This is a genomic window from Streptococcus mitis (assembly GCF_005144795.1).
Taxonomy (GTDB): domain Bacteria; phylum Bacillota; class Bacilli; order Lactobacillales; family Streptococcaceae; genus Streptococcus; species Streptococcus mitis_BB.
On record NZ_SWFJ01000007.1, the window covers coordinates 77,186 to 103,220 of the forward strand.

At 35.3% G+C, this 26,035-nt stretch carries 28 protein-coding genes; 26 read left to right on the forward strand and 2 right to left on the reverse strand.

What is annotated here, in order from left to right; translation table 11 throughout:
• The first annotated feature begins 10 nt into the window (after nt 1-10).
• The 3 genes from FBF73_RS06075 (at nt 11) to FBF73_RS06085 (ending at nt 6,898) form a co-directional block, all read left to right on the forward strand.
• Entirely contained in the window at nt 11-6,229 is a 6,219-nt protein-coding gene (locus FBF73_RS06075) for a DEAD/DEAH box helicase family protein (RefSeq protein WP_169435184.1), read from the forward strand.
• Between the two features lie 74 nt (nt 6,230-6,303).
• Entirely contained in the window at nt 6,304-6,588 is a 285-nt protein-coding gene (locus FBF73_RS06080; RefSeq protein ID WP_023916199.1) for a DUF5962 family protein, read from the forward strand.
• Nucleotides 6,589-6,601: 13 nt separating this feature from the next.
• Entirely contained in the window at nt 6,602-6,898 is a 297-nt protein-coding gene (locus FBF73_RS06085) for a DUF5966 family protein (protein ID WP_000998893.1), read from the forward strand.
• Nucleotides 6,899-6,911: 13 nt separating this feature from the next.
• Here the strand turns inward: FBF73_RS06085 and FBF73_RS06090 are convergent, their stop codons facing one another.
• Nucleotides 6,912-7,109 (reverse strand): hypothetical protein, encoded by a 198-nt coding sequence (locus FBF73_RS06090; RefSeq protein ID WP_001841477.1) that lies wholly within the window; start codon nt 7,107-7,109, stop codon nt 6,912-6,914.
• A 159-nt stretch (nt 7,110-7,268) separates the two neighbouring features.
• Between FBF73_RS06090 and FBF73_RS06095 the strand changes: the two genes are divergently transcribed.
• The 17 genes from FBF73_RS06095 to FBF73_RS06175 all read left to right on the forward strand — a co-directional run bounded on the left by FBF73_RS06095 (nt 7,269) and on the right by FBF73_RS06175 (nt 19,157).
• A complete protein-coding gene (locus FBF73_RS06095) occupies nt 7,269-7,910 on the forward strand; it encodes a hypothetical protein (protein WP_000933083.1) in 642 nt (213 codons plus the stop codon).
• 9 nt (nt 7,911-7,919) lie between these two features.
• The gene (locus FBF73_RS06100) at nt 7,920-9,005 is read left to right on the forward strand and encodes a toprim domain-containing protein (protein ID WP_136937266.1); all 1,086 of its coding nucleotides are present in this window, start codon (nt 7,920-7,922) and stop codon (nt 9,003-9,005) included.
• 50 nt (nt 9,006-9,055) lie between these two features.
• Nucleotides 9,056-9,289, forward strand: a complete 234-nt coding sequence (locus FBF73_RS06105; RefSeq protein ID WP_000152419.1) for a DUF5965 family protein — start codon at nt 9,056-9,058, stop codon at nt 9,287-9,289.
• A complete protein-coding gene (locus tag FBF73_RS06110; RefSeq protein WP_136937267.1) occupies nt 9,286-9,669 on the forward strand; it encodes a DUF5945 family protein in 384 nt (127 codons plus the stop codon). The genes FBF73_RS06105 and FBF73_RS06110 overlap by 4 nt, the downstream gene beginning before the upstream one ends.
• Before the next feature lie 37 nt (nt 9,670-9,706).
• Nucleotides 9,707-9,979: a hypothetical protein gene (locus FBF73_RS06115; protein WP_136937268.1), complete on the forward strand. Its 273-nt coding sequence runs from the start codon at nt 9,707-9,709 to the stop codon at nt 9,977-9,979.
• 67 nt (nt 9,980-10,046) lie between these two features.
• On the forward strand, nt 10,047-10,523 hold the full coding sequence (gene pezA / locus FBF73_RS06120) for a type II toxin-antitoxin system antitoxin PezA (RefSeq protein ID WP_136937269.1): 477 nt from the start codon (nt 10,047-10,049) through the stop codon (nt 10,521-10,523).
• Entirely contained in the window at nt 10,523-11,293 is a 771-nt protein-coding gene (gene pezT, locus FBF73_RS06125; protein ID WP_136937270.1) for a type II toxin-antitoxin system toxin PezT, read from the forward strand. The genes pezA and pezT overlap by 1 nt, the downstream gene beginning before the upstream one ends.
• A 254-nt stretch (nt 11,294-11,547) precedes the next feature.
• Nucleotides 11,548-12,231: a LexA family transcriptional regulator gene (locus FBF73_RS06130; protein WP_136937271.1), complete on the forward strand. Its 684-nt coding sequence runs from the start codon at nt 11,548-11,550 to the stop codon at nt 12,229-12,231.
• A 2-nt stretch (nt 12,232-12,233) separates the two neighbouring features.
• Complete coding sequence (locus tag FBF73_RS06135) at nt 12,234-13,649, forward strand: Y-family DNA polymerase (protein WP_125353086.1); 1,416 nt, start codon at nt 12,234-12,236, stop codon at nt 13,647-13,649.
• Complete coding sequence (locus FBF73_RS06140; protein WP_048773369.1) at nt 13,646-14,011, forward strand: hypothetical protein; 366 nt, start codon at nt 13,646-13,648, stop codon at nt 14,009-14,011. The genes FBF73_RS06135 and FBF73_RS06140 overlap by 4 nt, the downstream gene beginning before the upstream one ends.
• Nucleotides 14,001-14,291: a DUF5960 family protein gene (locus FBF73_RS06145; protein WP_001080187.1), complete on the forward strand. Its 291-nt coding sequence runs from the start codon at nt 14,001-14,003 to the stop codon at nt 14,289-14,291. The genes FBF73_RS06140 and FBF73_RS06145 overlap by 11 nt, the downstream gene beginning before the upstream one ends.
• A 294-nt stretch (nt 14,292-14,585) precedes the next feature.
• Nucleotides 14,586-14,945: an SAG1252 family conjugative relaxosome accessory protein gene (locus FBF73_RS06150; protein WP_048773372.1), complete on the forward strand. Its 360-nt coding sequence runs from the start codon at nt 14,586-14,588 to the stop codon at nt 14,943-14,945.
• Between the two features lies 1 nt (nt 14,946).
• Nucleotides 14,947-15,312 (forward strand): MobC family plasmid mobilization relaxosome protein, encoded by a 366-nt coding sequence (locus FBF73_RS06155; protein ID WP_048773374.1) that lies wholly within the window; start codon nt 14,947-14,949, stop codon nt 15,310-15,312.
• Nucleotides 15,299-17,128 carry an SAG1250 family conjugative relaxase gene (locus tag FBF73_RS06160; RefSeq protein ID WP_136937272.1) on the forward strand — a complete coding sequence of 610 codons (1,830 nt, stop codon included), beginning with the start codon at nt 15,299-15,301 and terminating at the stop codon, nt 17,126-17,128. The genes FBF73_RS06155 and FBF73_RS06160 overlap by 14 nt, the downstream gene beginning before the upstream one ends.
• Nucleotides 17,129-17,231: 103 nt before the next feature.
• Nucleotides 17,232-17,459: a helix-turn-helix domain-containing protein gene (locus FBF73_RS06165; protein WP_020998542.1), complete on the forward strand. Its 228-nt coding sequence runs from the start codon at nt 17,232-17,234 to the stop codon at nt 17,457-17,459.
• Between the two features lie 269 nt (nt 17,460-17,728).
• Nucleotides 17,729-17,998 carry a DUF3173 family protein gene (locus FBF73_RS06170; protein ID WP_007520163.1) on the forward strand — a complete coding sequence of 90 codons (270 nt, stop codon included), beginning with the start codon at nt 17,729-17,731 and terminating at the stop codon, nt 17,996-17,998.
• A complete protein-coding gene (locus FBF73_RS06175; protein ID WP_125328389.1) occupies nt 17,970-19,157 on the forward strand; it encodes a tyrosine-type recombinase/integrase in 1,188 nt (395 codons plus the stop codon). The genes FBF73_RS06170 and FBF73_RS06175 overlap by 29 nt, the downstream gene beginning before the upstream one ends.
• Nucleotides 19,158-19,385: 228 nt before the next feature.
• Here FBF73_RS06175 and gdhA read toward each other — a convergent pair whose 3' ends face one another.
• Nucleotides 19,386-20,732 carry an NADP-specific glutamate dehydrogenase gene (gene gdhA / locus FBF73_RS06180; RefSeq protein ID WP_000199532.1) on the reverse strand — a complete coding sequence of 449 codons (1,347 nt, stop codon included), beginning with the start codon at nt 20,730-20,732 and terminating at the stop codon, nt 19,386-19,388.
• A gap of 244 nt (nt 20,733-20,976) precedes the next feature.
• Between gdhA and FBF73_RS06185 the strand changes: the two genes are divergently transcribed.
• The 6 genes from FBF73_RS06185 to FBF73_RS06210 all read left to right on the forward strand — a co-directional run bounded on the left by FBF73_RS06185 (nt 20,977) and on the right by FBF73_RS06210 (nt 26,034).
• On the forward strand, nt 20,977-21,912 hold the full coding sequence (locus FBF73_RS06185) for a dihydroorotate oxidase (protein WP_136937273.1): 936 nt from the start codon (nt 20,977-20,979) through the stop codon (nt 21,910-21,912).
• Between the two features lie 32 nt (nt 21,913-21,944).
• On the forward strand, nt 21,945-22,982 hold the full coding sequence (holA, locus tag FBF73_RS06190) for a DNA polymerase III subunit delta (protein WP_136937274.1): 1,038 nt from the start codon (nt 21,945-21,947) through the stop codon (nt 22,980-22,982).
• Between the two features lie 172 nt (nt 22,983-23,154).
• Nucleotides 23,155-23,760 carry a superoxide dismutase SodA gene (gene sodA, locus FBF73_RS06195; RefSeq protein ID WP_136937275.1) on the forward strand — a complete coding sequence of 202 codons (606 nt, stop codon included), beginning with the start codon at nt 23,155-23,157 and terminating at the stop codon, nt 23,758-23,760.
• Between the two features lie 155 nt (nt 23,761-23,915).
• Nucleotides 23,916-24,446 carry a YutD family protein gene (locus tag FBF73_RS06200; RefSeq protein ID WP_136937276.1) on the forward strand — a complete coding sequence of 177 codons (531 nt, stop codon included), beginning with the start codon at nt 23,916-23,918 and terminating at the stop codon, nt 24,444-24,446.
• 20 nt (nt 24,447-24,466) lie between these two features.
• Entirely contained in the window at nt 24,467-25,552 is a 1,086-nt protein-coding gene (gene rlmN / locus FBF73_RS06205) for a 23S rRNA (adenine(2503)-C(2))-methyltransferase RlmN (protein ID WP_136937277.1), read from the forward strand.
• On the forward strand, nt 25,552-26,034 hold the full coding sequence (locus FBF73_RS06210) for a VanZ family protein (RefSeq protein ID WP_136937278.1): 483 nt from the start codon (nt 25,552-25,554) through the stop codon (nt 26,032-26,034). Before rlmN ends, FBF73_RS06210 begins: the two co-directional genes overlap by 1 nt.
• The last annotated feature ends 1 nt before the right edge of the window (nt 26,035 follow it).

Sequence of the window (26,035 nt, forward strand, 5' to 3'; positions counted from 1 at the left end):
AGGAGCGAGTATGGAAGTAATGCAATTATTGGCTATGTTTCGTGGAACAATTCCAAAAGATAGGGAGAAAATGGGCCTATTTCTTCGTTATCAAGCGCAACATTTTGATGAGAAATGGCAAGACTTGGTAGAGAGTTTTTTGGCTGAAGAGGGCAAGATAAAAGAGATACCTCATGTCTATTCATTTCATCAAGATATTATTTCTTTCCTAGAGGCCAGTTCTGAAAATAATGACCAAGATCTAGAAAGTTACACAAGAAATTTTGGACAAGCAGGTCTAGATAAATTATCTCAATTAAGCAATTGGGAGAAAAACTTGGTGCTAGAAGTCGCAACCTATAACCTTTCCACTCGATTTCACATCCAATCTGGAAAAGAGAAGTTAGAACCATTAAGTGAGCTTGTATTTCATCAAAATCAGGATGTCAATTTAGTCAATGTCTATCGGGTTGCGAATAATCTATCTGACCGTATTAGTAGAGATATAGAGGAATTTCTTCTAATGGTTGACTCAAAAGAGCTTAAAAAAGAAGTTATTGAGATTCATTTTGAAGAAAAAGAGGGAGATGTTCTAGCTTATTTGGGTTCAGAATTGATGGCTACTTTAGATACCGTGACGGATCTTGTCCATCATGAAGAAAACTACACACAACTCCCACTGACACAAAAGCTGAAGATTATTACTCATTTTGATGAAGTAAAGGCTATAAGAAAAAAGTCTAATCAAGTAGAGGAATCTTTGTCTCCTTCAAGTGATGTTGAACAGGAAACGGAAGAAACGAACTCTTTTTCTAATGTCGATAAAATTGTAGAAGAAGCTTTGAGGAAATATCCAATCGGTTCACAAGTAAGTTATAAAGGACAAGTATTTCAGTTGGTTTCGATTGAAAATGCACAGTTAAATAACTTAGTTCGCCTAGAGCTATTCAATGATTCCAACCAGTTATTTGAAGAAAGTCCTATCTTATACTTGAACAGTTTAGAAGAGATTGAACAAGTATTGTCTATCGTAGAACTTGAAAAAGAAGATTCAGAGATTGAGATTGATTCATCAAGTGAAAATCAGGAAATAGATTTGTTTTCCTACCTGGAAGAAGAAAAGGAAAAAGATAAGGAAACAGAATCAACACCACTTATTTCAAGTGTAGAAGAGTTGGATATTCCTGTTCAAGATTTTGTTTTTCCAGATGATTTAGAGGACTTTTATCCTAAGACAAATCGAGAAAAAATTGAAACGAATATCGCCGCAATTGAACTTGTTAAAAGATTAGAAAAAGAGAGACGACAAGCAAATCCAGAAGAACAAGAACTACTAGCCAAGTATGTCGGATGGGGTGGCCTTGCCAATGAATTTTTTGATGAACTCAATCCAAAGTATGAAACAGAACGTTTAACTCTTAAGAGTTTAGTAAGTAAATCAGAATACTCCACTATGAAACAAAGTTCTCTCACAGCCTATTATACAGACCCAATGATTATTCGCCAGATTTGGCAAAAGTTACTGGATGATGGTTTTGAGGGAGGAAGGATATTAGATCCTTCTATGGGAACTGGGAACTTCTTTGCGGCTATGCCTAGAAGTATACGAGATAAATCAGAACTCTATGGGGTTGAATTAGACAGTGTGACAGGCGCAATCGCAAAACAACTCCACCCCAATACCCATATTGAAGTGCGAGGATTTGAAGAAGTTCCCTATCAAAATAATAGTTTTGATTTAGTCTTAACGAATGTTCCTTTTGGAAATTTTCGCATTGCCGATAAAAACTATGATAAACCTTATATGATTCACGACTACTTTGTCAAACACTCACTTGATTTAGTAAGAGACGGAGGACAAGTGTCGATTATCTCATCTATTGGCACAATGGATAAGCGGACAGATAATGTCTTACAAGAGATTAAATCCAACACTCATTTTTTAGGGGGAGTTCGGTTGCCAGATACGGGTTTTAAAAAGATTGCAGGTACCCGAGTGACTACAGATCTCCTCTTCTTTCAAAAGGACCAAGCAAAGAATCTTAATGAAGAGGAACTTGTTTTTAATGGTTCTATTCCCTTTGAGGAGGATAAGCGTGTCTGGATCAATCCATATTTTGATGGGAAATACAATACACAAGTTTTGGGTGAATATGAGGTACGTAATTTTAATGGAGGTACTCTCAATGTTAAGGGGGTATCAGAAACATTAGCTACTGACATAATGAAAGCATTAGAGAATGTGGAAGCACTTAAACAAATTGACAATTCTTTGAAAGCACCTGTTTTTATCCAAGAAGAAGTGGATAATTCTATCCCAAGTCGTATACGTGAGGACTTAGCGCTCTATTCTTTTGGATACGAGGGAAATCAAATTTATTACCGAGATACGCATGGCATTCGGAACAGTTCAAAAGTAGACGAAATTAGTTATTATGTAGATGAGAATGGAGATTTTAAAGCTTGGGACAGTTCTTTGTCTGAACATAAAATAGATCGATTTGTGCAACTTCATTTGACAGATGAGGAAGCACTAGATGTTTACAAGTCAGAAGAAGCGAGTAAAAGAGGGAAATATAAGGGACTGTTCAAAAAAACTGTCTTTTATGAAAGTCCCTTATCGGATAAGGATATTGGTCGCATTAAGGGCATGGTTGATTTGAGAGAGACCTATCAATCCTTAATTGAAATTCAACGTCATCAAGATTATAGTCGGACAGATTTTCAGGTATTACTTAGTAAACTCAATCGTGACTATGACCGCTTTGTAAGTCAATTTGGATACTTGAATGCCTCCGTTAATCGGAACTTATTTGATAGTGACGATAAGTATTCTTTACTAGCAAGTTTAGAAGATGAATACATTGATTCTAAAGATCAGAAAGTAAAATATAAAAAATCTTTAGCCTTTGAGAAAGCATTGGTTAGGCCAGAGAGAGTGATTGCAAGAGTTTCAACTGCTCTAGATGCCTTAAACTCTAGTTTATCGGATGGTAGAGGGGTTGATTTAGACTATATGGTATCAATTTATCCCGAACATAGCCAAGCTGCTATTTTAGATGAGTTAGGTGACCAGATTTTAATAGATCCCGAAAGATATTTAAGAGGAGAAAGAAAATATCTTTCTAAGAACCAGTTTTTGTCAGGAGATATTCTCAACAAGATAGAAGTAGTTCAACTATTAGTGGAGGAAAACAACCAAGAATATGATTGGAACCACGCTTTAGATTTGTTAGAATCTGTTCGCCCTCCGCGGATTCATCTGGCAGATATTGAGTTCAAAATAGGGTCACGTTGGATCCCTCAATCCGTTTATGGTAAATTTGCCTTTGAATGTTTTACCAATCGTGAATTTGAATTGTCTTCGCCTGATGTAGAACAAGTCATTGAAGTGAATCCTGTTGATGGGCAGGTTCATTTAAGGACATCATTTGCTTATCGCTATCCAAGTGCCAAAGATAGTAGTCTTGGAGTCAGTGGGTCACGTTATGATACAGGAAGAAAGATTTTTGAGAATTTACTTAATTCGAACCAACCTACTATTACCATGACTATTACGGAAGGAGAAAAGAAAAAGACCATCACAGATTTGGAAAAAACTTCTGTTCTAAGAGCGAAAGAGCAGCATTTACAAGAGCTCTTTCAAGAATTTGTCTCACGGTATCCAGAAGTCCAACAAGTCATTGAGGAAAGCTATAATCGTCTTTATAATCGAACAGTTAGTCGAGAGTATGACGGTAGCCATCTAGTCATTGATGGCTTGGCACAAAACATCAGCCTTCGCCCTCATCAAGAGAATGCCATTCAAAGAATCGTAGAAGAAAAAAGAGCTTTATTAGCTCATGAGGTAGGTTCAGGAAAGACCTTGACCATGCTTGGTGCTGGGTTTAAATTAAAGGAGTTGGGGATGGTTCATAAGCCCTTGTATGTGGTGCCCTCTAGTTTGTCTGCTCAATTTGGCCAAGAGATCATGAAATTTTTCCCTACTAAAAAGGTCTTTGTGACTACTAAGAAAGATTTTGTGAAGGCGAGAAGAAAACAATTTGTGTCACGTATTATTACAGGAGATTACGATGCCATTGTCATTGGGGATTCTCAATTTGAAAAAATCCCTGTCAGTAAAGAAAGACAGATGAACTATATTGAGGATAAACTCAATGAACTACGAGAGATTAAAACACATTCTGAAAACAAGTATACCGTTAAAGAAGCGGAGCAATCAATAAGTGGTCTAGAGAAACAATTGGAAGAACTCCAACGCTTTAATCGTGATAGTTTTATTGATTTTGAGAACTTAGGAATTGATTTTCTCTTTGTGGATGAAGCACATCACTTTAAAAATATTCGTCCAATTACTGGACTTGGGAATGTAGCAGGGATTACTAATACAACTTCTAAGAAGAATGTGGATATGGAGATGAAGGTTCGACAGATTCAGGAAGAACATGATTTTAAAAATATTGTCTTTGCGACAGGAACACCTGTTTCCAATTCTATTAGTGAGTTGTATACTATGATGAACTACATTCAACCGGATATCTTAAAACGCTATCAAGTTGATTATTTTGACTCTTGGGTAGGTGCTTTTGGAGAAATTCAAAACTCTATGGAATTAGCTCCTACAGGGGATAAGTACCAACCTAAGAAACGATTTAAAAAGTTTGTCAATCTACCTGAGTTGATGAAAATCTATAAAGAAACAGCCGACATTCAAACACAAGATATGTTGGATTTACCTGTTCCAGAAGCTCATATTATCCCTATTGAGAGTGAGTTAACTGAAAACCAGAAACTCTATCTAGAAGAATTGGTTATGAGGTCAGATATGGTCAAATGTGGAACAGTTGATCCGAGTCAGGATAACATGTTAAAAATTACGGGTGAGGCACGAAAACTAGCAATTGATATGCGTTTATTGGACTCTAGTTATAGTCTAGCAGATAATCATAAACTGCTTCAGGTAGTGGATAATGTTGAAAGAATTTATCGTGAGGGAATGGAAAATAAGGCTACTCAGATGATTTTTTCAGATATTGGCACACCTAAGAAAAAAGATAATGGCTTTGATGTTTATTCTGAGATTAAGGCTTTATTAGTTGATAGAGGAGTCCCTAGTAAGGAAATTGCCTTTGTACATGATGCCAATAGTGATGAAAAGAAGAATAGTTTGTCTCGAAAGGTCAATGCAGGAGAGGTGCGGATTCTCCTTGCCTCAACTGAAAAAGGAGGAACAGGTTTAAATGTTCAGAGCAAGATGAAAGCAGTTCATCATCTGGATGTACCGTGGAGACCAAGTGACATTCAGCAGCGCAATGGACGGATTATCCGACAGGGAAATGAAAACAAGGAAGTGGATATTTACCACTATATTACCAAAGGTTCGTTTGATAATTATCTATGGGCAACTCAGGAGAACAAACTCCGTTATATTAAGCAAATTATGACTTCTAAGGAGCCGATTCGTGCTGCAGAAGACATTGATGAGCAGACTATGACAGCTTCTGATTTTAAGGCACTAGCAACAGGTAATCCTTATCTCAAATATAAGATGGAACTAGAGAATGATCTAACTCTATTAGAAAATCAAAGACGCGCCTTTCAACGCAGCAAGGATCACTATCGTCATACAATCTCTTACTGTGAAGAAAATATACCCATTCTTGAGAAACGATTAAGCAAGTATGAAGGCGACATTCAACAGTCTGAAATGTCGAAAGACCAGGCATTTTCTATGACGGTAGGTAAGCAAGCTTTTGAGCAACGAGCTGAAGCAGGGGAATCCCTACACCGTCTTATCCGTCATAATCAAGCTGATATTAAAGAATTTCGCACCCTAGCCAGTTATCGAGGGTTTGACATTAAAATGCTTAGTCTTGCAACAAATCAACCTCTTCCTGAAACCTTCTCTGTTAAGATTGTAGGAGAAAATCAATATTCTGTCAGTTTAGATTTGTATTCTCCTTTGGGGACGATTCAAAGGCTTCAGCATACGATTGAACACATTAAAGAGGACCAAGTGAAAACTCAGAACTTATTGGATGACTTAAAGGATAAATGGACTACTGCTAAGGTAGAAATTGAGAAAAATTTTCCAAAGGAAGAGGATTATCAAACTAAAAAGGCCGAATACGATGTACTCGCGCCATTGATTGAAACAGAAACGGATTTAGATATTATAGATCAAGCCTTAAGACAATTCCATGAAAAAGGAAACGAAAAGCAGGAACAACTTTCTTTTGAATTGGATTAAAAAATAGATACAAATAGCGGACAAGAAATGAAAAGCGCGGTAGAATAAAGATAGAAAGAAACGAGGTAACAATTATGATGGAAGATACCTATTATCAATTAGAAGAGGCTTTGGTACAGGGATTTCAAACACCTGAAGAATACCAAGCCTACAAGGAGTTAAAGGAACATTATGAGGAAGTGACAGGCGATTACAGCTTTTCCAAACGAGAACTCACTAGCCAATTGGAAATCACTCTTCAAAATCATCGAGGTGTGGACTTTGAAGAACATGAAAAAGAGGAGTATTTGGACTTAGTTCAAAAATTAGAAGAGTTTGATTCCTCTCTTGCCACCCATTATCGTCAATTGATTGATTAGGAAGGAGAAAGTCATGAATGATTTACTCCTTATCCCAGTAATTTTTTTAGCAGTAGGAGGAATTCTCATTCTTTTATGGAGACTCTTTCTTATTGCCAGTGGACTTTTCCTTATTGGTTTTATCAGTTTTCTTATTTTCGTGGAGGTCTATGGAATTTATTTGTTCTTTACTGAACCGACTTTATACTTTGATGATATCAGGCAACATGGTTTAACTAGTTTTACGGCTGTGTACCTTTTCATCAATCTGATGTTGGTTCTAGGATTCAGTTGGCGTTTCATAAACTCCAAAACTAAGGAAAGTATGTAAACTTGTTAGATGGTTAAAAAACTTTATCTGAATCTAAATTCGGATAGGGTTTTTTATTTGCCTTGATTCTTTCATATACATCATAGCTAAATTGGAGTAATAATTTATGAAAATCATTATCCTCACTATTATTACTTGTATTTATGGCTTGTTTATGGCGTTCAATATGAGAAAGAGCTCTTCTCAAATTTTCTTCTTTTAATTTGTTCATATTTATATTATAAACTGAAGACAGCTAATTTTGATATTTTGCTCTGAACTGTACGATTTTTCGCCTGAAATGTAGGAATTACCTTTCGTTGTGATGTGATAAAACTTACAAGTTCTTTTTGTTATTCTTGACCTAGTTTTTATAGAAAGAAGGTCTAAGATGTTAAATAAAGTCAAAACTAAAGCCTTAATTAGTGTTGGAGCAGTAGCCGCAACTAGCTTTATTCTCATGATGGGATATACTGCTGGTCAACATTCTACTGCTAAACAAAGTCGCAAAGAAATCGAATTGGCTGCAGCTAAACTTGTAGAGGACAAACAAGCAGAAGATAAAGCCAGCATTTTGTCATCGGATACTGTAAAAGAATTTTTGACTCAGTACTATACGAAAGAAAAGCTCGGAGAAAATAATACACGTATTCAACCTTATATGACTGAATCGGCTTATTCTCAAGAATTGTCAAGTCAAAATGATGCCATGAACCAAGTGTATAAGGATTATATTTTGGATTATCATTTTGAAAAAGCAGATATCTTTGTCAATCAGACTACGAATCAAGCTATTGCCATGGTCTCTTATAATGTAACCTATGTATCTGATTTAAAGAATGCCAACCAATCAAAGACTAATCAGACAGAAACAAGAACAGTTAAGTTGTCTTATTCGAAACTACCTGGTAAGTTATTGGTCAACCAAGTACAGGTTTGGAAATCTGGGTTAGATGATTTGGATAAGGCCACTCCCAAAACTTTGGAAGAATCCTCATCTGTTCCATCACTGCCAAATACTACGACAAAATGATGATATTGCATGGAAATAGAAGAATGTAAGCAAATTTCAATTCTTGATGTAGCCAATCGTTTAGGTATCTCCTTTAAACAAGTTTCGAGCAGTGTCTATGAACATCCTGAACACGATTCATTTCGGATTTTTTCAACTACCAATACTTTTAAATGGTTTTCAAGAGATATTCAAGGTGATGTTATTGATTTTGTTCGACTTGTTAAGGGAATTTCCTTTAAAGAAGCTCTAGCCTTTCTTTCTGAAGAACCTTTTCAAAAAGAAGCCGTTCAAGAAAATAGATTGAGACCATTTTATTATCCTTTAAAGAGAGTAGAAGATTCTAACTGTAGTCTGGCCAGATATTATTTAACAGAATGTAGAGGAATCGCAGAAGAAATCGTACAAAAGATGATTCAACAAGGATTGATGGCACAAGCCACTTGGAAAACAAATGAAACAGTTGAACCTGTTATTGTTTTTAAAAGCTTTGATCATCGTCACAAACTGCAGGCAGCAAGCCTACAAGGGATTTATAAGAATCATTCTATCCCAAGAGAGAGGTTAAAAACGATTCTAAAAGGAAGCCATGGACATGTTGGAATATCCTTTGACATTGGTAAACCAAATAGATTGGTCTTTTGTGAATCGTTTATCGACTTGATGAGCTATTACGAACTTCATCAACAAAATCTATTTGATGTTCGTTTGGTATCTATGGAGGGATTAAAAAGGTCTGTTGTTGCTTATCAAACTTTACGACTGATAGCTGAAGAAAATCAGAAGTTGGAATTTTTAGATACAGTAATACCTTCAAAGTTATTGCCTTTGATCAATACAATTCGTGATACAACCAGCTATTTTGATAATCATCCTGATTTATTGACACTGGCAGTAGATTGTGATGAAGCAGGAAAAGATTTTTCTGATAAGTTATCTCAATCAGGATTTCCTGTTTTACTGGATTTACCTAATAATGAATCTGGGAAAGAAAAAATAGATTGGAACGATATTCTTAGAGAAAAGAAATCAGATTTTCAATTTAAGCTTGAGACAGTAAAAGATACATTGTGGAATCCACCAGTAAGACAAACCTCTCAATGTTTAGAATTGTGATAACAAAATCAAGATGTTTTAGCTAATATTAGAATGAAGGAGGATCGTATATGACCATTATTGAACGCTTAGAAGAAAAGGTCACTAGGCAAGAAAGCAAGGTAGCAAGAGAGACAGAAAAACTCGCTGCTTACAAAGAGCAACTGGAGACAGCGATGTTTGCGACGTTCAAAAGGCGTCAAAGCATTAGTCACATGAGTTTTGAAGAAGCTCTTGACCATGCCTTTGGTAAAGAAAGACAATTCGATGATTCTGAATTTAGAAAGGATGAAATGAGTGAATGACAAAAGATTGGAATTTTAATCAACCATTAGAGAGTAAATCAGAAAATCAAGAAGATCCAGATAAAATTGCGGCCTTATTTGGAAATCATCAAGGAGGTAATGATGTAAATTATGAAGCAGCTTTTCAAAAGCGCAAACAAGCACCTGTGACGGAATCAAATTCTAGTTCTAAACCCAAAGTTACAGAGGTTAGAACAGGAAAAGAGATAGATATCACTACAAGTTATCAGCAACATCTTAAAAGACTGATTGCGGATAACAATAGCGATATTCAAAGTAGTCAAAAGAAAATTGAAGAGCTACATACGTTGATTGACACAAAGAATAAAGACAATAAGAAATTGCAGTCCATTTATGATGCGATTTCGGAATTACACTAAGCAGTCCTGATAGGCTGCTTTTTTTGAGAGGTTATAGATGTTTACAACATTTTTTAAGAAAAATCACGACAATAGTGACGTATTTAAAAAGCTGATTCATAGACTATCTGATATGTCTGTCCAAGATCTTGAAAAAATAGACCGACTGCTAGATATCATTTTCACTCCAGATCAAGGATCAGAACAACTAAAAACAGAAGCAACTTTCAGAGAAGAAACTTTGGACGACACATTAAAGGAAGCTAAGAATCAACTTCATAAGGAACAATTGGAGAAGAATTTAGAGAGGTTTAGGAAAAATAGCCAATAATGCACCAAAATTGGTGCGTTATACTTTTTTATGCTATAATTGAATTATAAAAATAAAGGAGTTTGCCATGATTGGAAAGAACATAAAATCCTTACGTAAAACACATGACTTAACACAAGACGACTTTGCCCGAATTATAGGAATTTCTCGAAATAGTCTGAGTCGTTATGAAAATGGAACGAGTTCAGTCTCTACGGAATTAATTGACATCATTTGTCAGAAGTTTAATGTATCTTATGTCGATATTGTAGGAGAAGATAAAATGCTTAATCCTGTTGAAGATTATGAATTGACTTTAAAAATTGAAATTGTGAAAGAAAGAGGTTCTAATCTATTATCTCGACTCTATCGCTATCAAGATAGTCAGGGAATTAGCATTGATGATGAATCTAATCCTTGGATTTTAATGAGTGATGATCTATCTGACTTGATTCATACAAATATCTATTTAGTAGAAACTTTTGATGAAATAGAGAGATATAGCGGTTATTTGGATGGAATTGAACGTATGTTAGAGATATCTGAAAAACGGATGGTAGCCTAATGGAAATCCAAGATTATACCGATAGTGAATTCAAACATGCTCTAGCACGGAATCTTCGCTCACTGACAAGAGGAAAAAAGTCCAGTAAGCAACCTATAGCGATTTTGCTTGGAGGGCAAAGTGGTGCTGGTAAGACTACAATTCATCGTATTAAACAGAAAGAATTTCAAGGAAATATTGTTATCATAGATGGCGATAGTTTTCGTTCTCAGCATCCACACTATTTAGAACTTCAGCAAGAATATGGCAAAGATAGTGTTGAATACACCAAAGATTTTGCGGGTAAAATGGTAGAGTCTTTAGTAACAGAATTGAGTCATTTGGGATACAATCTTTTGATAGAGGGAACTTTACGAACGGTTGATGTTCCAAAGAAAACAGCACAACTCTTGAAAAATAAGGGATATGAAGTACAATTAGCCTTGATTGCGACAAAGCCTAAGCTGTCCTATCTGAGCACCCTTATCCGATACGAAGAACTGTACGCTATCAATCCAAATCAAGCACGCGCAACTCCAAAAGAACATCATGATTTCATTGTAAATCATTTAGTTGATAATACACGACAATTGGAAGAAGTAGCTATCTTTGAAAGAATTCAAATTTACCAACGAGATAGAAGTTGTGTATATGATTCAAAAGAAAATACAACTTCAGCAGCAACCGTTCTTCATGACTTACTATTTGGAGAATGGAATCAAGTAGAGAAGGATATGCTTAAATCAGGAGAAGAAAGATTGAAAGATTTAACTAATCGAAATGGTTTGTAGAGTTAGATTTTTAAAATAAAGTCTATTGGATCGTCAATTAAAAAATAACGATCCTTTTTTATATTCTCTATCTTCTTGTTCTTCATATTTTTTCAAAAGTTTTAGCATTCTTCAGTGATGATTTCCTAACAATATAAGTACGAATTTAGAGTAGTTTATGATTATTTTAAATCTTGGGGATTATTAAACTCTTGATTTTTTCCAGCAGCTATGGTATTCTTTTGTTAGTTAATAAACTTACAAAAGGAGAACAAATGTTTTCACCTATTAAATTAAAAGAAAAAAGAGAAAGTCAGGGGTTATCACAATCTCAACTTGCATCCAGTTTGGGAATCAGTAGAGCTTCATACTTTAATTGGGAATTAGGTAAAACAAAGCCTAATCAAAACAATCTAACCAAATTGAGTCAGATTTTGAATGTTGATCCTCGATATTTTGAATCAGAGTATGAAATAGTTGAAACTTATCTCAAGCTAACTGAAAAGAATCAAAAAGCGACACTTCATTATGCAAAAGAATTATTGAACAATCAAAACTCTAAAGTTGTAGAAGTTTCTGAACGATTTGCTTATAAGGTCTATGAAAAATTATCAGCTGGTACAGGAACAGCTTACTTTGATGATGGTAATTACGATACAGTTTACTTCAATCATCAATTTGATTGTGACTTTGCATCATGGGTGTTTGGTAATTCAATGGAACCGACATATGAAAATGGTTCTGTAGCCCTTATTAAGCAAACAGGATTTGATTATGATGGAGCTATCTATGCCATCGATTGGGATGGTCAAACCTATATCAAGAAAGTGTATCGTGAAGAAAATGGACTTCGTTTAGTTTCACTCAATCGAAACTATTCAGATAAGTTTGCGCCTTATGATGAGAATCCTCGTATCATAGGGAAAATTGTTGGAAACTTTATGCCTTTAGAGGACTGAGTATGACTTGGTTTGATTATAGTCTCGAACCTAAAAGCGACATTGCCTTTATTGATATGAAATCTTTTTACGCAAGTGTAGAATGTGTAGATAGAGGCCTGCATCCACTTAAGACTTCACTTTGTGTTATGAGTCGTGCAGATAATTCTGCGGGTTTAATTCTTGCCTCCTCTCCTATGTTTAAGAAGGTATTTGGGAAATCAAATGTTGGACGTTCCTATGATTTACCATTTGATGTAAAGACTAGAAAGTTCTCTTACTATAATGCTAGAAAGCAAGGGTTACCGACAACGATAGACTATGTCCGTTATATAGAAGAGTGGGCAAAATCAACAGTGATTGTTCCTCCGAGAATGGATACTTATATTGCAGTCAATATGGAGATTCAAAAAATCTTTCAAGATTTTGCAGCACCAGACGATATTTATCCCTACTCAATTGATGAAGGTTTTATTGATTTAACAAGTTCATTAAATTATTTTGTGCCTGATAAAAGTATTAGTCGAAAAGATAAGTTAGACATCATCTCAGCTGCTATTCAAAAAAAGATTTGGAGAAAAACAGGAATCTATTCAACGGTTGGTATGTCTAATGCCAATCCCTTATTAGCAAAGTTAGCACTAGATAATGAAGCTAAAAAGACTCCGACAATGAGAGCCAATTGGTCCTATGAAGATGTTGAAAAGAAAGTATGGTCTATCCCTAAAATGACAGATTTCTGGGGAATTGGGAATCGGATGGAGAAGAGATTACATAGTTTAGGTATCTTTTCGATTAAAGAATTAGCTAAGGCTAATCCTGACTTGATTAAAAAAGAGCTTGGTATCATGGGCTTAGAGTTATGGTTTCATGCTAATGGGATTGATGAAAGTAATGTTCATAAACCTTATAAGCCAAAGTCAAAAGGAATAGGGAACTCTCAAGTTTTACCTAGAGATTATGTCAAACAAAGAGATATTGAAATCATACTTCGTGAGATGGCAGAACAAGTTGCAGTTAGATTGAGAAGAGCTGGTAAGAAAGCAACTGTAGTTTCTATACACTTAGGGTATTCTAAAGTGGAACAGAAACGATCTATTCATACTCAAATGAAGATTGAACCAACCAATCAAACAGCACTACTTACAAACTATGTTTTAAAGTTATTTCACACTAAATATACTTCAGGAGCTATCAGAAGTGTTGCAGTGAGCTATTCAGGTTTAGTAGATGAATCATTTGGATTGATTTCATTATTTGATGATGTTGAGAAAATAGAAAAAGAAGAAAGGCTCCAGTCCGCAATTGATGCTATTCGAACAGAATTTGGTTTTACTTCACTATTGAAAGGGAATGCCCTGGATCAAGCTTCTAGAACAATCGCAAGAAGTAAACTCATTGGTGGTCATTCAGCTGGAGGATTAGATGGACTAAAATGATGAATCGTTCTTATTTACCTTTTTTGTCTGCAAGAGAGTATCAAGACCGTGGGATGGCTAAGTGGATGGGATTCTTTTTGTCAGAACATTCCAGTTCTCTTTGGGAAGAAAAAAATAGAGAAGACATCTCCATTTCCCTATCAATGGAAGAGAAAGTTCTATTTGTTCGTCAACTTTATACGAATGTATTCCCAGCAACTTTTGTTTGTAAGCTCTCAAATAGAAGAAAAGTAGTATCGGGTATTGTTAAAGAGATTGGGAGAGAGTCTATATCCATTAAATCAGACTCTGGTTTTCTTCGATTAAGATGGGGAGATATACTCGATATACAGATAGAAGGGGTAGATTTATATGAATCGTAAAGAATTATATGATGATAAATTACAGCTAGATTATTTTTCTGATTCTTATTTAAGGTTTGAGTCAGATTTTTACAAGTATTCTGCTTTAGATATACCATTAACATTTATCACTGATGATATTTTACGCACCATGGCTATGTCTCAGAAACATTATTTTAAATTAAACAAAAGCAAATCTTTAGACAATCGTGATCATTACTTTGTTTTTTCTATCAAGATGAACAAAGATAGTAGTGGGATTAGGCAGTATGAATATCAGAGACATTGTTTTAATTTGTAAGAGTCCGATAGGGCTCTTTTTTCTGTGATAATTTTATCAAAAAGTATTTGTTATACTTTTTTTAATTTAGATTTATCTTGGGGGTTTGGGGGCGTGCCACCACATTTTCATATCGTTTGTTTTTTAAACCGTGAGGTTTGAAATGGCAGGCGATATGATTTTTGGGATATTGTGGACACAATATCTGAGCTCGCAAAGCCTTACAAAAATGTTGAATCTATTTTGAAAAATATACTGACAGTGTCTGTAAGCTTACATTGTCAGTACAGGTATCAATGAGGGAGGAAAAGTCATATGAAAAGAGATATACGTAGTATTCGGAAACAATTTCGCTTAACAGAAACGGAAGAAAAACAAATATTAGATTTAATGAGAGAGAAAGGAGAGGATAATTTTTCTGATTTTCTCCGTAAAAGCTTACTATTGTCTGATGGACAAAAACAGATGGAAAAATGGTTCAACATTTGGAAAAATCAAAAGTTGGAACAAATTAGCCGTGATGTTCATGAAATATTAATAATTGCTAAAATAAATCATCAGGTTACTCAAGAACATGTTTCTATTCTGTTAACTTGTATTCAAGAATTAATTAAAGAGGTAGAAAAAACAAGTCCTCTTAGTGAAGATTTTAGTAACAAATACATGAGGTGGTAGAGTGGAACACCGATATAGAACAAATTTAAAAAAAGTCTTTTTATCTGATCTCGAATTAGTCAAATTAAATGAAAATATCTCAAAAAGTAACTGCTTATCCTTTTCAGAATATGCTAGACGAACTCTATTAGATCCTGGTATGAATTTCATCACCATTGATACGAATAGTTATCAAGATTTAATTTTTGAATTAAAACGAATAGGAAATAATATTAATCAAATCGCCAGAAGCATAAATTATTCGAACTTAATAACGGAAGTTGAATTAGATGAATTGAGAAAAGGTATAGAAGAGTTAATAGTAGAAGTGGAGAAAGATTTTCTTATCCAATCTGAAAAATTGAGGAAATTTTATGGTCGTCACTAAACACTTTGCGATACATGGAAAAAATTATCGTAGTAAACTAATCAAATATATTTTGAATCCAAGTAAAACAAAAAACCTAACACTAGTTTCAGATTTTGGCATGAGAAATTATTTAGATTTTCCTAGTTATAAAGAACTAGTGAAGATGTACAATGATAATTTTTTAAGCAATGATACTCTTTATGAAATTCGTCATGATAGGCAAGAAGCAAATCAAAGAAAAATTCATTCTCATCATATCATTCAGTCCTTTTCTCCAGATGACCATCTTACTCCAGAACAAATCAATCAGATTGGTTATGAGACAGTTAAAGAGTTAACAGGTGGTAGATTTCGATTTATCGTGGCAACTCATGTTGATAAAGATCATATCCACAATCACATCATACTAAATTCAATTGATAAGAATTCTGATAAAAAGTTTCTATGGGATTATAAAGCAGAACGTAATCTAAGAATGGTTTCAGATCGTCTTTCAAAAATTGTAGGCGCAAAAATTATAGAAAATCGTTATTCTCATCATCAGTATGAAGTTTATCGAAAAACAAATTACAAATACGAAATAAAACAACGAGTATATTTTCTAATCGAGAACTCGAAAAATTTTGAAGATTTCAAGAAAAAAGCAAAAGCTTTACATTTAAAAATTGATTTTAGACACAAGCATGTTACTTATTTTATGACTGATTCAAATATGAAACAAGTCGTACGTGATAGTAAATTGAGTAGAAAACAACCTTATAATGAAACTTATTTTAAGAAAAAGTTTGTTCAAAGGGAAATCATAAACATCTTAGAATTTTTACTTCCGAAAATGAAGAATATGAATGAATTGATTCAACGAGCAGAATTTTTGGGCTTAAAAATAATTCCGAAAGCAAAACATGTTCTATTTGAATTTGATGGGATTAAGATTTCAGAGCAGGAATTGGTAAAAACGAATCAGTATAGTGTTAGTTATTTTCAAGACTATTTTAATAACAAAAATGAAACTGTTGTCTTAGATAATAAAAATTTAGTTGAACGTTACAATGAAGAAAAGCTAATTAAAGAAAAAAAGTTGCCGACAGAAGATGGGATATGGAAATCATATCAAGATTTCAAGAGAAATAGGGATGCTGTTCATGAGTTTGAAGTAGAGTTGAATCTTAATCAAGTTGAAGAAGTGGTAGAAGATGGAATTTACATTAAGGTACAGTTTGGAATCCGACAAGAAGGACTTATTTTTGTACCAAATATTCAAATCAATATGGAAGAAGAAAAAGTTAAAGTATTTCTCAGAGAAACTAGTTCTTACTATGTATATCATAAAGATTTAGCAGAAAAAAATCGCTTTATGAAAGGTAAAACTTTGATTAGACAATTTAATCTTCAGTATGAATCGCAGTATATGTATAGAAGAATTCCTCTAAGCAAAATTAAAGAAAAAATAGAACAATTAGATTTTCTTATATCTTCAGAAACTAGTTCGAATACTTATGAAGACATAACAAAAGATTTCATTGACCAAATATCATATCTAGAGAATATGATTCAACAAGTCCAAGATAAAATTGATAATTTGTCTAGTTTAGAGGAAATATTGTTGAATGATATGGAAAATGGTTCAGGAAATTTAGAAGATAATATTAATGTCAAAATATCAGTGGACACAATAGAGAAAGATTTGTTCATTTATAAAGGAAGGCTTGAAAAACTGAAGGAACAACATAGGGAAGCTATAAATTTATTTGAGATGTTTAATCGTACGATAAAGAACTACCAGAAAACAAAAAATACGAAATCTATCAAGGAAAATGAGATACATATAGAGTAAACAATTTCCTAAAAAGTATATCTAGAATAGTTTCATGTTCCAATTTGTCACATATTTAAAAATAAGAAAATAACTATATTATACTTGTTTTAGGAGACATTGGATGTTGAAAAGGATTAGAGATTTACGCGAGGATGATGATTTGACACAAGAATATGTTGCAAAAACAATCTTAAATTGTACAAGATCAGCGTATTCTAAAATGGAATCAGGTACCAGGTTAATCTCTATAGATGACCTTATCAAACTTGCAGATTTTTATAATGTAAGTTTAGATTACCTTGTAGGTCGAGTGGATAATAAAGAAGACTATTACTCTAAAAAGTATTAGGTTAAGAAAGCACATTGACAATTGAATAGTCCAAAATGGTACTTTCCTCATTTGTGGAGCAGTTTTGAATGGCTCGCCATGATAAGAGCGATATTAAAACCATCAATAAAATAGAGCGATACTTTATATGCCATGATACAAATGATATACAATGATACTTCTGACCGTTCAGGCTGCCACCGTAAAAGAGCAGCAAGTGTAATTCTTATGATGACTTCATCAGTCATGCCATGGAGGTGAAAAAATCTAAGAAAGGAAGTAGTAAAATCATGGAAACAGTAAACTATAAAGATTTAGTTGCGATTGGTTTTCCAGAGCACACATCGAGAAATATTATTAGACAAGCAAAAAAAATTGCTGTAAAAAAGTTTGAAGAAACTAGAAAAAATGATAAGAATGCGGTACAATTAGGATGTTCACCTTTCGATAATAAAAGGTTAGGCATTGCTCCTAAAAATATTGTAGAAAATTTAATTGGTATTTCTTTTTCAGATATAGAAGGTGAGAAAAATGGTTATATCAAAGATAAAGAAATATAAAGGTGTATACAAAGATTCAAAAGGAAAAATTTATTTTCAAATTGAATTAGGAGTTGATCCAATAACTGGGAAAAGAATTCAAAAGAAAGGAAGGAAAAATCAACAGGGACTACCGTTTAATTCTTTTAAGGAAGCATATGAAGAGATACTTCGTTTAAAACATGAATTTGTGAACTCTACTATTAATAATAGTTTTCTAACTTTTAGAGAGTTTATGGAAGAGATTTATTTAAAATATTATCAACAAAAAGTTCAATTTGTAACTTATCAGACCGCTTTACCACATCATCAGTTATTTATTAAGCAATTTGGTAGTAAAAAATTATCAGATATTAGTACTATTGACTGTGAAAGATTTCGCTTAGCTATTATAGACAAGTATTCTAGTAACTATGCTAAAAATATGTGGTCTAGATTTAAAGCATGTCTGGGCTATGCAGAAAGATTGGGTTATATTGATAGAGTTCCTTTTAAAGGATTAGATAATCCTAGAGGAAAGCACCCTGATACAAAATTTTGGACATTTGATGAATTTAAGAAGGTAATAAACTCTTTTGATATTAGTGAGTATGAGGGACTCCATAATTACATGACGATCTGGTTATATTTTATGACTGGTTTAAGAGTTAGTGAAGGTATTGCTCTTAAATGGGAAGATATTGATTTTGAACGTAAATGGATTCATGTTCATTCGACGATTGAGAAGGATAAAAACGGTGTATGGTATGCTAAACAACAAACAAAGACAGTAGCAGGGAATCGTAAAATTGATTTAGATGATTTTACGATTACAATACTTAAAAAATGGCGAGAAGTTCAAATCAAGAATGATGATAAAGATTATGTAATATCACGTTTTGGTGAGCCCTTGTGTAAGTCTACAATCTCTAGGATAATAAAAAGGCATGCTAGGGTTACTGGTGTACCAGAAATTACAGGGAAAGGATTAAGACATAGTCATGCATCCTATCTTATAAATGTATTGCATAAGGATACCTTATATGTTTCATATCGATTAGGACATGCTGATAAGTCAACCACGTTGAATACATATAGTCACTGGTATTATTCAGGTGATTCAACAATTTCAGAAGAGATTACAAACAGTTTAGATAATCTTGGATTATCAATTTACCTACCAAATTCCTGCCAAAGTTGAAAATGGAGGAATTAACCCACTAATACTGGGAGAAAATAAGATTAGCAAATTGTTACTCTTAAATAATAGAGCAACTACATTAGTAGCTTAAAAACATGATTAAACCGCTATTCTTAGGAGTAGCGGTTTTTCTTTTTGTTCTAAAAGGGGCAAGTAAGTAATTTTCCAACTGTTTAATTCAATCTAAAAATCCCCAATCGTAGTGATTGAGGATTGACCAAATAAATCTTAAACAATACCTTGTGCAATCATAGCATTTGCTACATTTTCAAAGGCAGCAATGTTAGCCCCTGCAAGGTAGTCTTTATCAAGACCGTATGTTTCTGAAGTTGTTTTAGCTGTGTTGAAGATGTTTGTCATGATGTCTTTGAGACGTCCATCAACTTCTTCACGAGTCCATGAGAGGCGAAGGCTGTTTTGGCTCATTTCAAGGGCTGAAACGGCTACACCACCGGCATTGGCAGCTTTAGCAGGTCCGTAGAAAATACCATTTTCTTTGTAAACTTTGATGGCATCAAGGTCGCTTGGCATGTTGGCACCTTCAGATACACAGATAACACCTTGGGCAACCAAACGTTTAGCTGCTTCACCATTGATTTCGTTTTGAGTCGCACATGGAAGAGCGATATCATAGTTTCCAGCGTAAGTCCATACAGAACCTTCATGGTAAGTAGCAGTTGCTTTCTCAGCTGCATACTCAGTCAAGCGAGCACGACGTTTTTCTTTAACATCTACCAAGAGATCGAAGTCGATACCATTTTCATCGATGACATAACCATTTGAGTCAGATACAGAGATAACAGTTGCACCAAGTTCAGTTGCTTTTTGAAGAGCGTACTGAGCTACGTTACCAGAGCCTGAAATAACGACTTTCTTACCAGCAAAGCTATTACCGTTAGCTTTGAGCATTTCTTCAGTATAGTAAACCAAACCGTAACCAGTTGCTTCTGGACGAATCAAGCTACCACCAAACCCAAGAGGTTTACCAGTCAAGACACCAGCATCAAATTGGTTAAGGCGTTTGTACTGTCCGTAAAGGTAACCAATTTCGCGTCCACCTACACCGATATCACCAGCAGGTACGTCAAGTGATGGTCCGATGTGTTTTTGCAATTCAGTCATGAAGCTTTGGCAGAAGCGCATCACTTCAGCATCTGTTTTACCTTTAGGATCGAAGTCTGATCCACCTTTACCTCCACCAATAGGAAGTCCAGTCAAAACATTTTTAAAGATTTGTTCGAATCCGAGGAATTTCAAAATCCCTTGGTTTACAGTTGGGTGGAAACGAAGTCCGCCTTTATATGGTCCAACAGCTGAGTTGAATTGAACACGGTAGCCGCGGTTTACTTGCACTTTTCCATCACGGTCAACCCAAGGAACACGGAAAGAAATCACGCGCTCAGGCTCAGTAATACGTGCCAAGATATTTTCTTCGATATACTCAGGGTGTTTTTCAAACACAGGTTCCAAAGTGTTGAAAAATTCTTCAACAGCTTGGAGGAATTCAGCCTCGTGCCCGTTACGAGCTTTTACAGTTTCAAACACGCTTTGGATATATTCTTTAGCAGATGTCATATCGTTCTCCTTAAATTCTAATTTAATTATGTGTGTCATTATAGCAGAATTTTTTTTAACTGTAAAGAGAAAAACAAAAATTTTCTAAAAATTCTTTCAATTTGATTTTTGGGATTGTTTGAAATTGGAATTTTTTGAAAGTGGATAAAAAACGAACGTTTTTCTTATAAATGACTTTCTTAAAGAGAAAAGCTGAAAATATGGTATAATATTAGAAATAAATGGAATCCGGAGGATCAGAATCATGGTATCAACGAAAACACAAATTGCTGGTTTTGAGTTTGACAATTGCTTGATGAATGCTGCAGGTGTGGCTTGTATGACGATAGCTGAGTTGGAAGGTGTTAAAAACTCAGTGGCAGGAACCTTTGTCACTAAGACAGCGACTTTGGACTTTCGTCAGGGGAATCCTGAACCACGTTATCAGGATGTTCCACTTGGTTCTATCAACTCCATGGGATTACCAAATAATGGCTTAGACTACTATCTGGACTATCTTTTGGACTTGCAGGAAAAAGAGCCAAACCGTACTTTCTTCCTATCTCTAGTTGGCATGTCTCCAGAAGAAACACATACCATCTTGAAAAAAGTTCAAGAGAGTGAATTTAAAGGATTGACAGAGCTTAATCTCTCTTGTCCAAATGTTCCAGGAAAACCTCAGATTGCTTATGATTTTGAGACAACAGACCGGATTTTGGCAGAGGTGTTTGCCTACTTCACCAAACCTCTTGGAATTAAATTGCCACCATATTTTGACATTGTTCACTTTGACCAAGCGGCAGCTATTTTCAACAAGTACCCACTTAAGTTTGTCAACTGTGTCAACTCTATCGGAAACGGCCTTTATATAGAAGATGAGTCCGTCGTTATTCGTCCTAAAAATGGTTTCGGTGGCATTGGTGGAGAATATATCAAACCGACTGCGCTAGCCAATGTTCATGCCTTTTATCAACGTTTAAATCCTCAAATCCAAATCATCGGAACAGGTGGCGTTCTGACTGGTCGTGATGCTTTTGAACATATCCTCTGTGGAGCAAGTATGGTGCAGGTAGGAACAACTCTTCATAAAGAAGGCGTCGGTGCTTTTGACCGCATTACCAATGAACTAAAAGCAATTATGGCGGAAAAAGGGTACGAAAGCCTAGAAGATTTCCGTGGGAAATTGCGCTATATTGATTAAATGAACTAAAAAGTTAGAAGAAAGGAGAGAAGATGTTAGCCATTGAAGAAAGTCAGAAGTTGACTTTATCAAATTTACCTAGTCTGAGCCTATTTACAGGGACAGATCAAGGTCAGTTTGAAGTTATGAAGAGTCAAGTATTGAAACAGATTGGTTATGATTCTGCTGACCTTAACTTTGCCTACTTTGATATGAAAGAAGTAGCTTACAAGGATGTGGAACTGGAGTTGGTCAGCCTTCCTTTCTTCGCGGATGAGAAAATCGTGATACTAGATCATTTTGTCGATATCACAACTGCTAAAAAACGCTTTTTGATAGATGATGAGCTCAAATCGTTTGAGGAATACCTTGACAATCCTTCGCCAACAACCAAGCTGTTAATCTTTGCGGAAGGAAAGCTGGATAGCAAAAGACGGTTGGTTAAATTACTTAAGCGTGATGCCAAGGTTTTTGATGCAGTAGAAGTTAAAGAACAAGAACTGTACCAGTATTTTCAAAAGTGGAGTCAGAAACAAGGTCTGCAGTTTGCCAATCATTCTTTTGAAAATCTCCTCATCAAGTCTGGTTTTCAATTTAGCGAAATCCAGAAAAATCTCCTCTTTTTACAGTCCTATAAGGAAGACTCTGTTATCGAGGAAGAGGATATTGTTAACGCAATTCTCAAGACCTTGCAGGACAATATTTTTGATTTAACTCAGTTTATTCTGACTAAAAAGATGGACCAGGCGCGCGATTTGGTTAGAGACTTGACCTTGCAAGGAGAAGATGAAATCAAGTTGATTGCAGTCATGCTAGGACAATTTCGGACTTTTACTCAGGTGAAGATTTTGTCGGAGTCTGGGCAAACAGAAGCGCAGATTGCAAGTAGTCTAGGAAGTTTTCTCGGACGCAATCCCAATCCCTATCAAATCAAGTTTGCGTTGAGGGATTCACGAGGCCTTTCCTTGAGCTTTTTGAAGCAAGCTATTTCTTATTTAATTGAGACAGATTATCAGATTAAAACAGGTCTTTATGAAAAAGGTTTCCTTTTCGAAAAGGCACTCTTACAGATTTCTAGTCAGCTCAATTGATATTTTTTTGAAACTACAACCCACGTCAATATTATCTTGTCGTGGGTTTCTTGCTGATTTGCTTTTTTATTAGAAAATATCTCAGTGATTTCCTTATCTATAAGCAAAAAACTTGAAAAAAGTGAATGTTTGCGTTATCATTTTCATATAGAAAGAAAAAGAGGTATTACAGATGGCTATTATCTTACCAGATCTTCCATATGCATACGACGCTTTGGAACCATACATCGATGCGGAAACAATGCACTTGCACCATGACAAACACCATCAAACTTATGTCAACAATGCCAATGCAGCTCTTGAAAAACACCCTGAAATCGGTGAAGATCTTGAAGCCTTGCTTGCTGATGTAGAATCTATCCCAGCTGATATCCGTCAAGCACTTATTAACAATGGTGGTGGACACTTGAACCACGCTCTTTTCTGGGAATTGATGACTCCTGAAAAAACAGCTCCATCAGCAGAACTTGCAGTAGCAATCGATGCAACATTTGGTTCATTTGAAGAATTCCAAGCAGCCTTCACTGCAGCCGCAACAACTCGTTTTGGTTCAGGATGGGCATGGTTGGTTGTCAACAAAGAAGGTAAACTTGAAGTGACTTCAACAGCAAACCAAGACACACCAATCTCAGAAGGCAAAAAACCAATCTTGGGCTTGGACGTTTGGGAACATGCTTACTACGTGAAATACCGCAACGTGCGTCCTGACTACATCAAAGCTTTCTTCTCAGTGATCAACTGGAACAAAGTAGATGAATTGTACGCAGCTGCTAAATAATGATAGTTGGAGGGAAGAATTGTTCTTCTCTTTTTAAGGTTATATTATTTTGGTCTGACAAATCGTCAGACTTTTTTCATTTTTATGAGAAACGTGCTAACTGCTAGAAATTATGGTAGAATAAAGTATTAAGTAATCGTGAAAAAAGGATATCTATGCGAAAAGAAATTGCACCTGAATTATACAACTATAACAAGTTTCCTGGTCCTGAGTTCCATTTACATGGGGACAAGGTTGAAACAGAAGGGATAGCTTTTTCCTTGGTGGAAAATATCAAGGATGCCTTTTATGTGACGGCTTTTAATCAGCGTTTTTCAGAAGTCTTAACCAAGTTTGATTATATCGTGGGAGACTGGAGCAACGAACAGCTTCGTCTACGAGGTTTTTATAAGGATGATCGAACAGAAGAAAAACTTGAAAAAATCAGTCGTTTACAAGACTATCTTTTAGAGTATTGTAGTTATGGTTGTGCCTATTTTGTATTAGAAAATGAAGCCCCTAAGCGAGCATCATTTGACAAGAAAATGCGTAAGAAGGAAGAAGAACAGCCTTCTAGAAAAGGAAAGAAACCGACTCAAACAAAACGAAAACCGAATGCAGATAAGAAAAATAGACGTCGTCAGAAGGACCAGCATTCTCAGAAAGAGGACAAGGGGCAACGTCATTTTGTCATTCGTCAGAAGTGAGTAGAGAATAAGGAGAAGAAATGAAACCGTCAATTTATAGTTTAACACGTCAAACCATGCAGGAATGGGTTTTGGAGCAAGGAGAAAAGAAATTCCGTGCAGATCAAATCTGGGAATGGCTTTACCGTAAACGTGTCCAGTCATTTGAAGAGATGACCAACCTTTCCAAGGATTTGATTGCTAAGCTTAATGACCAGTTTGTGGTCAATCCCTTGAAACAACGTATCGTTCAAGAGTCTGCTGATGGGACAGTTAAATATCTTTTTGAATTGCCAGATGGAATGCTGATTGAGACAGTACTCATGCGTCAACACTATGGTTTGTCAGTCTGTGTGACCACTCAGGTCGGATGTAATATCGGTTGTACCTTCTGTGCTTCTGGTTTGATTAAGAAACAACGTAACCTCAATAACGGTGAAATCGTAGCGCAAATCATGCTGGTTCAGAAATACTTTGATGAGCGTGGTCAGGATGAACGCGTCAGCCATATCGTTGTCATGGGAATCGGTGAGCCCTTTGATAACTACAACAATGTCTTGAATTTCGTTCGTACTATCAATGATGACAAGGGAATGGCAATCGGTGCTCGTCACATTACGGTTTCAACTTCAGGTTTGGCCCATAAAATTCGTGATTTTGCTAATGAAGGAGTTCAGGTCAATCTTGCCGTTTCCCTTCATGCACCTAATAATGAACTGCGCTCAAGCATCATGAAGATTAACCGTGCCTTTCCGATTGAAAAACTCTTTGCTGCTATTGAGTATTATATCGAAACAACTAATCGCCGTGTGACCTTTGAATACATCATGCTCAATGAAGTCAATGACGGTGTAGAACAAGCCTTGGAATTGGCTGAATTGCTCAAGAACATCAAGAAATTGTCTTATGTAAACTTGATTCCTTATAACCCAGTTAGTGAGCATGACCAATATAGCCGTAGTCCTAAAGAGCGCGTCCTGGCCTTCTATGATACGCTTAAGAAAAAAGGGGTCAACTGTGTTGTTCGTCAGGAGCATGGTACTGATATTGATGCAGCTTGTGGACAATTGCGTTCTAATACAATGAAACGTGACCGCCAGAAAGCAGTCGCAACAGTCAACCCTTAATGATGAAGAAGACTTATAATCATGTTTTGGTCTGGGGAGTCATTTTCTATAGCATTTGCATTGTCTATTTTTGCTTTAATCCTCAAGAACAATCTCCCGTGGGAGTGGAAACTCCAGGTATTCAGCATCTTGGACGCCTGGTTTTTCTTTTGACTCCTTTCAATTCTCTCTGGAAACTGGGTGAAGTGAGTGACATAGGACAATTATGTTGGCTTTTTCTACAAAATTTCCTCAATGTCTTCTTGCTTTTTCCTCTGATTTTCCAACTCCTTTATCTCCTTCCAAACTTGCGTAAGACAAGAAAAGTGATTTTTTTCAGTTTTCTAGTGAGTCTTGGAATCGAGTGTACGCAGTTGGTCTTGGATTTTTTCTTTGATTTTAATCGCGTCTTTGAGATTGATGATTTGTGGACCAATACCTTGGGTGGCTATATCGCTTGGCTCCTCTATAAACGATTACATAAAAACAAGATAAGGAATTAAA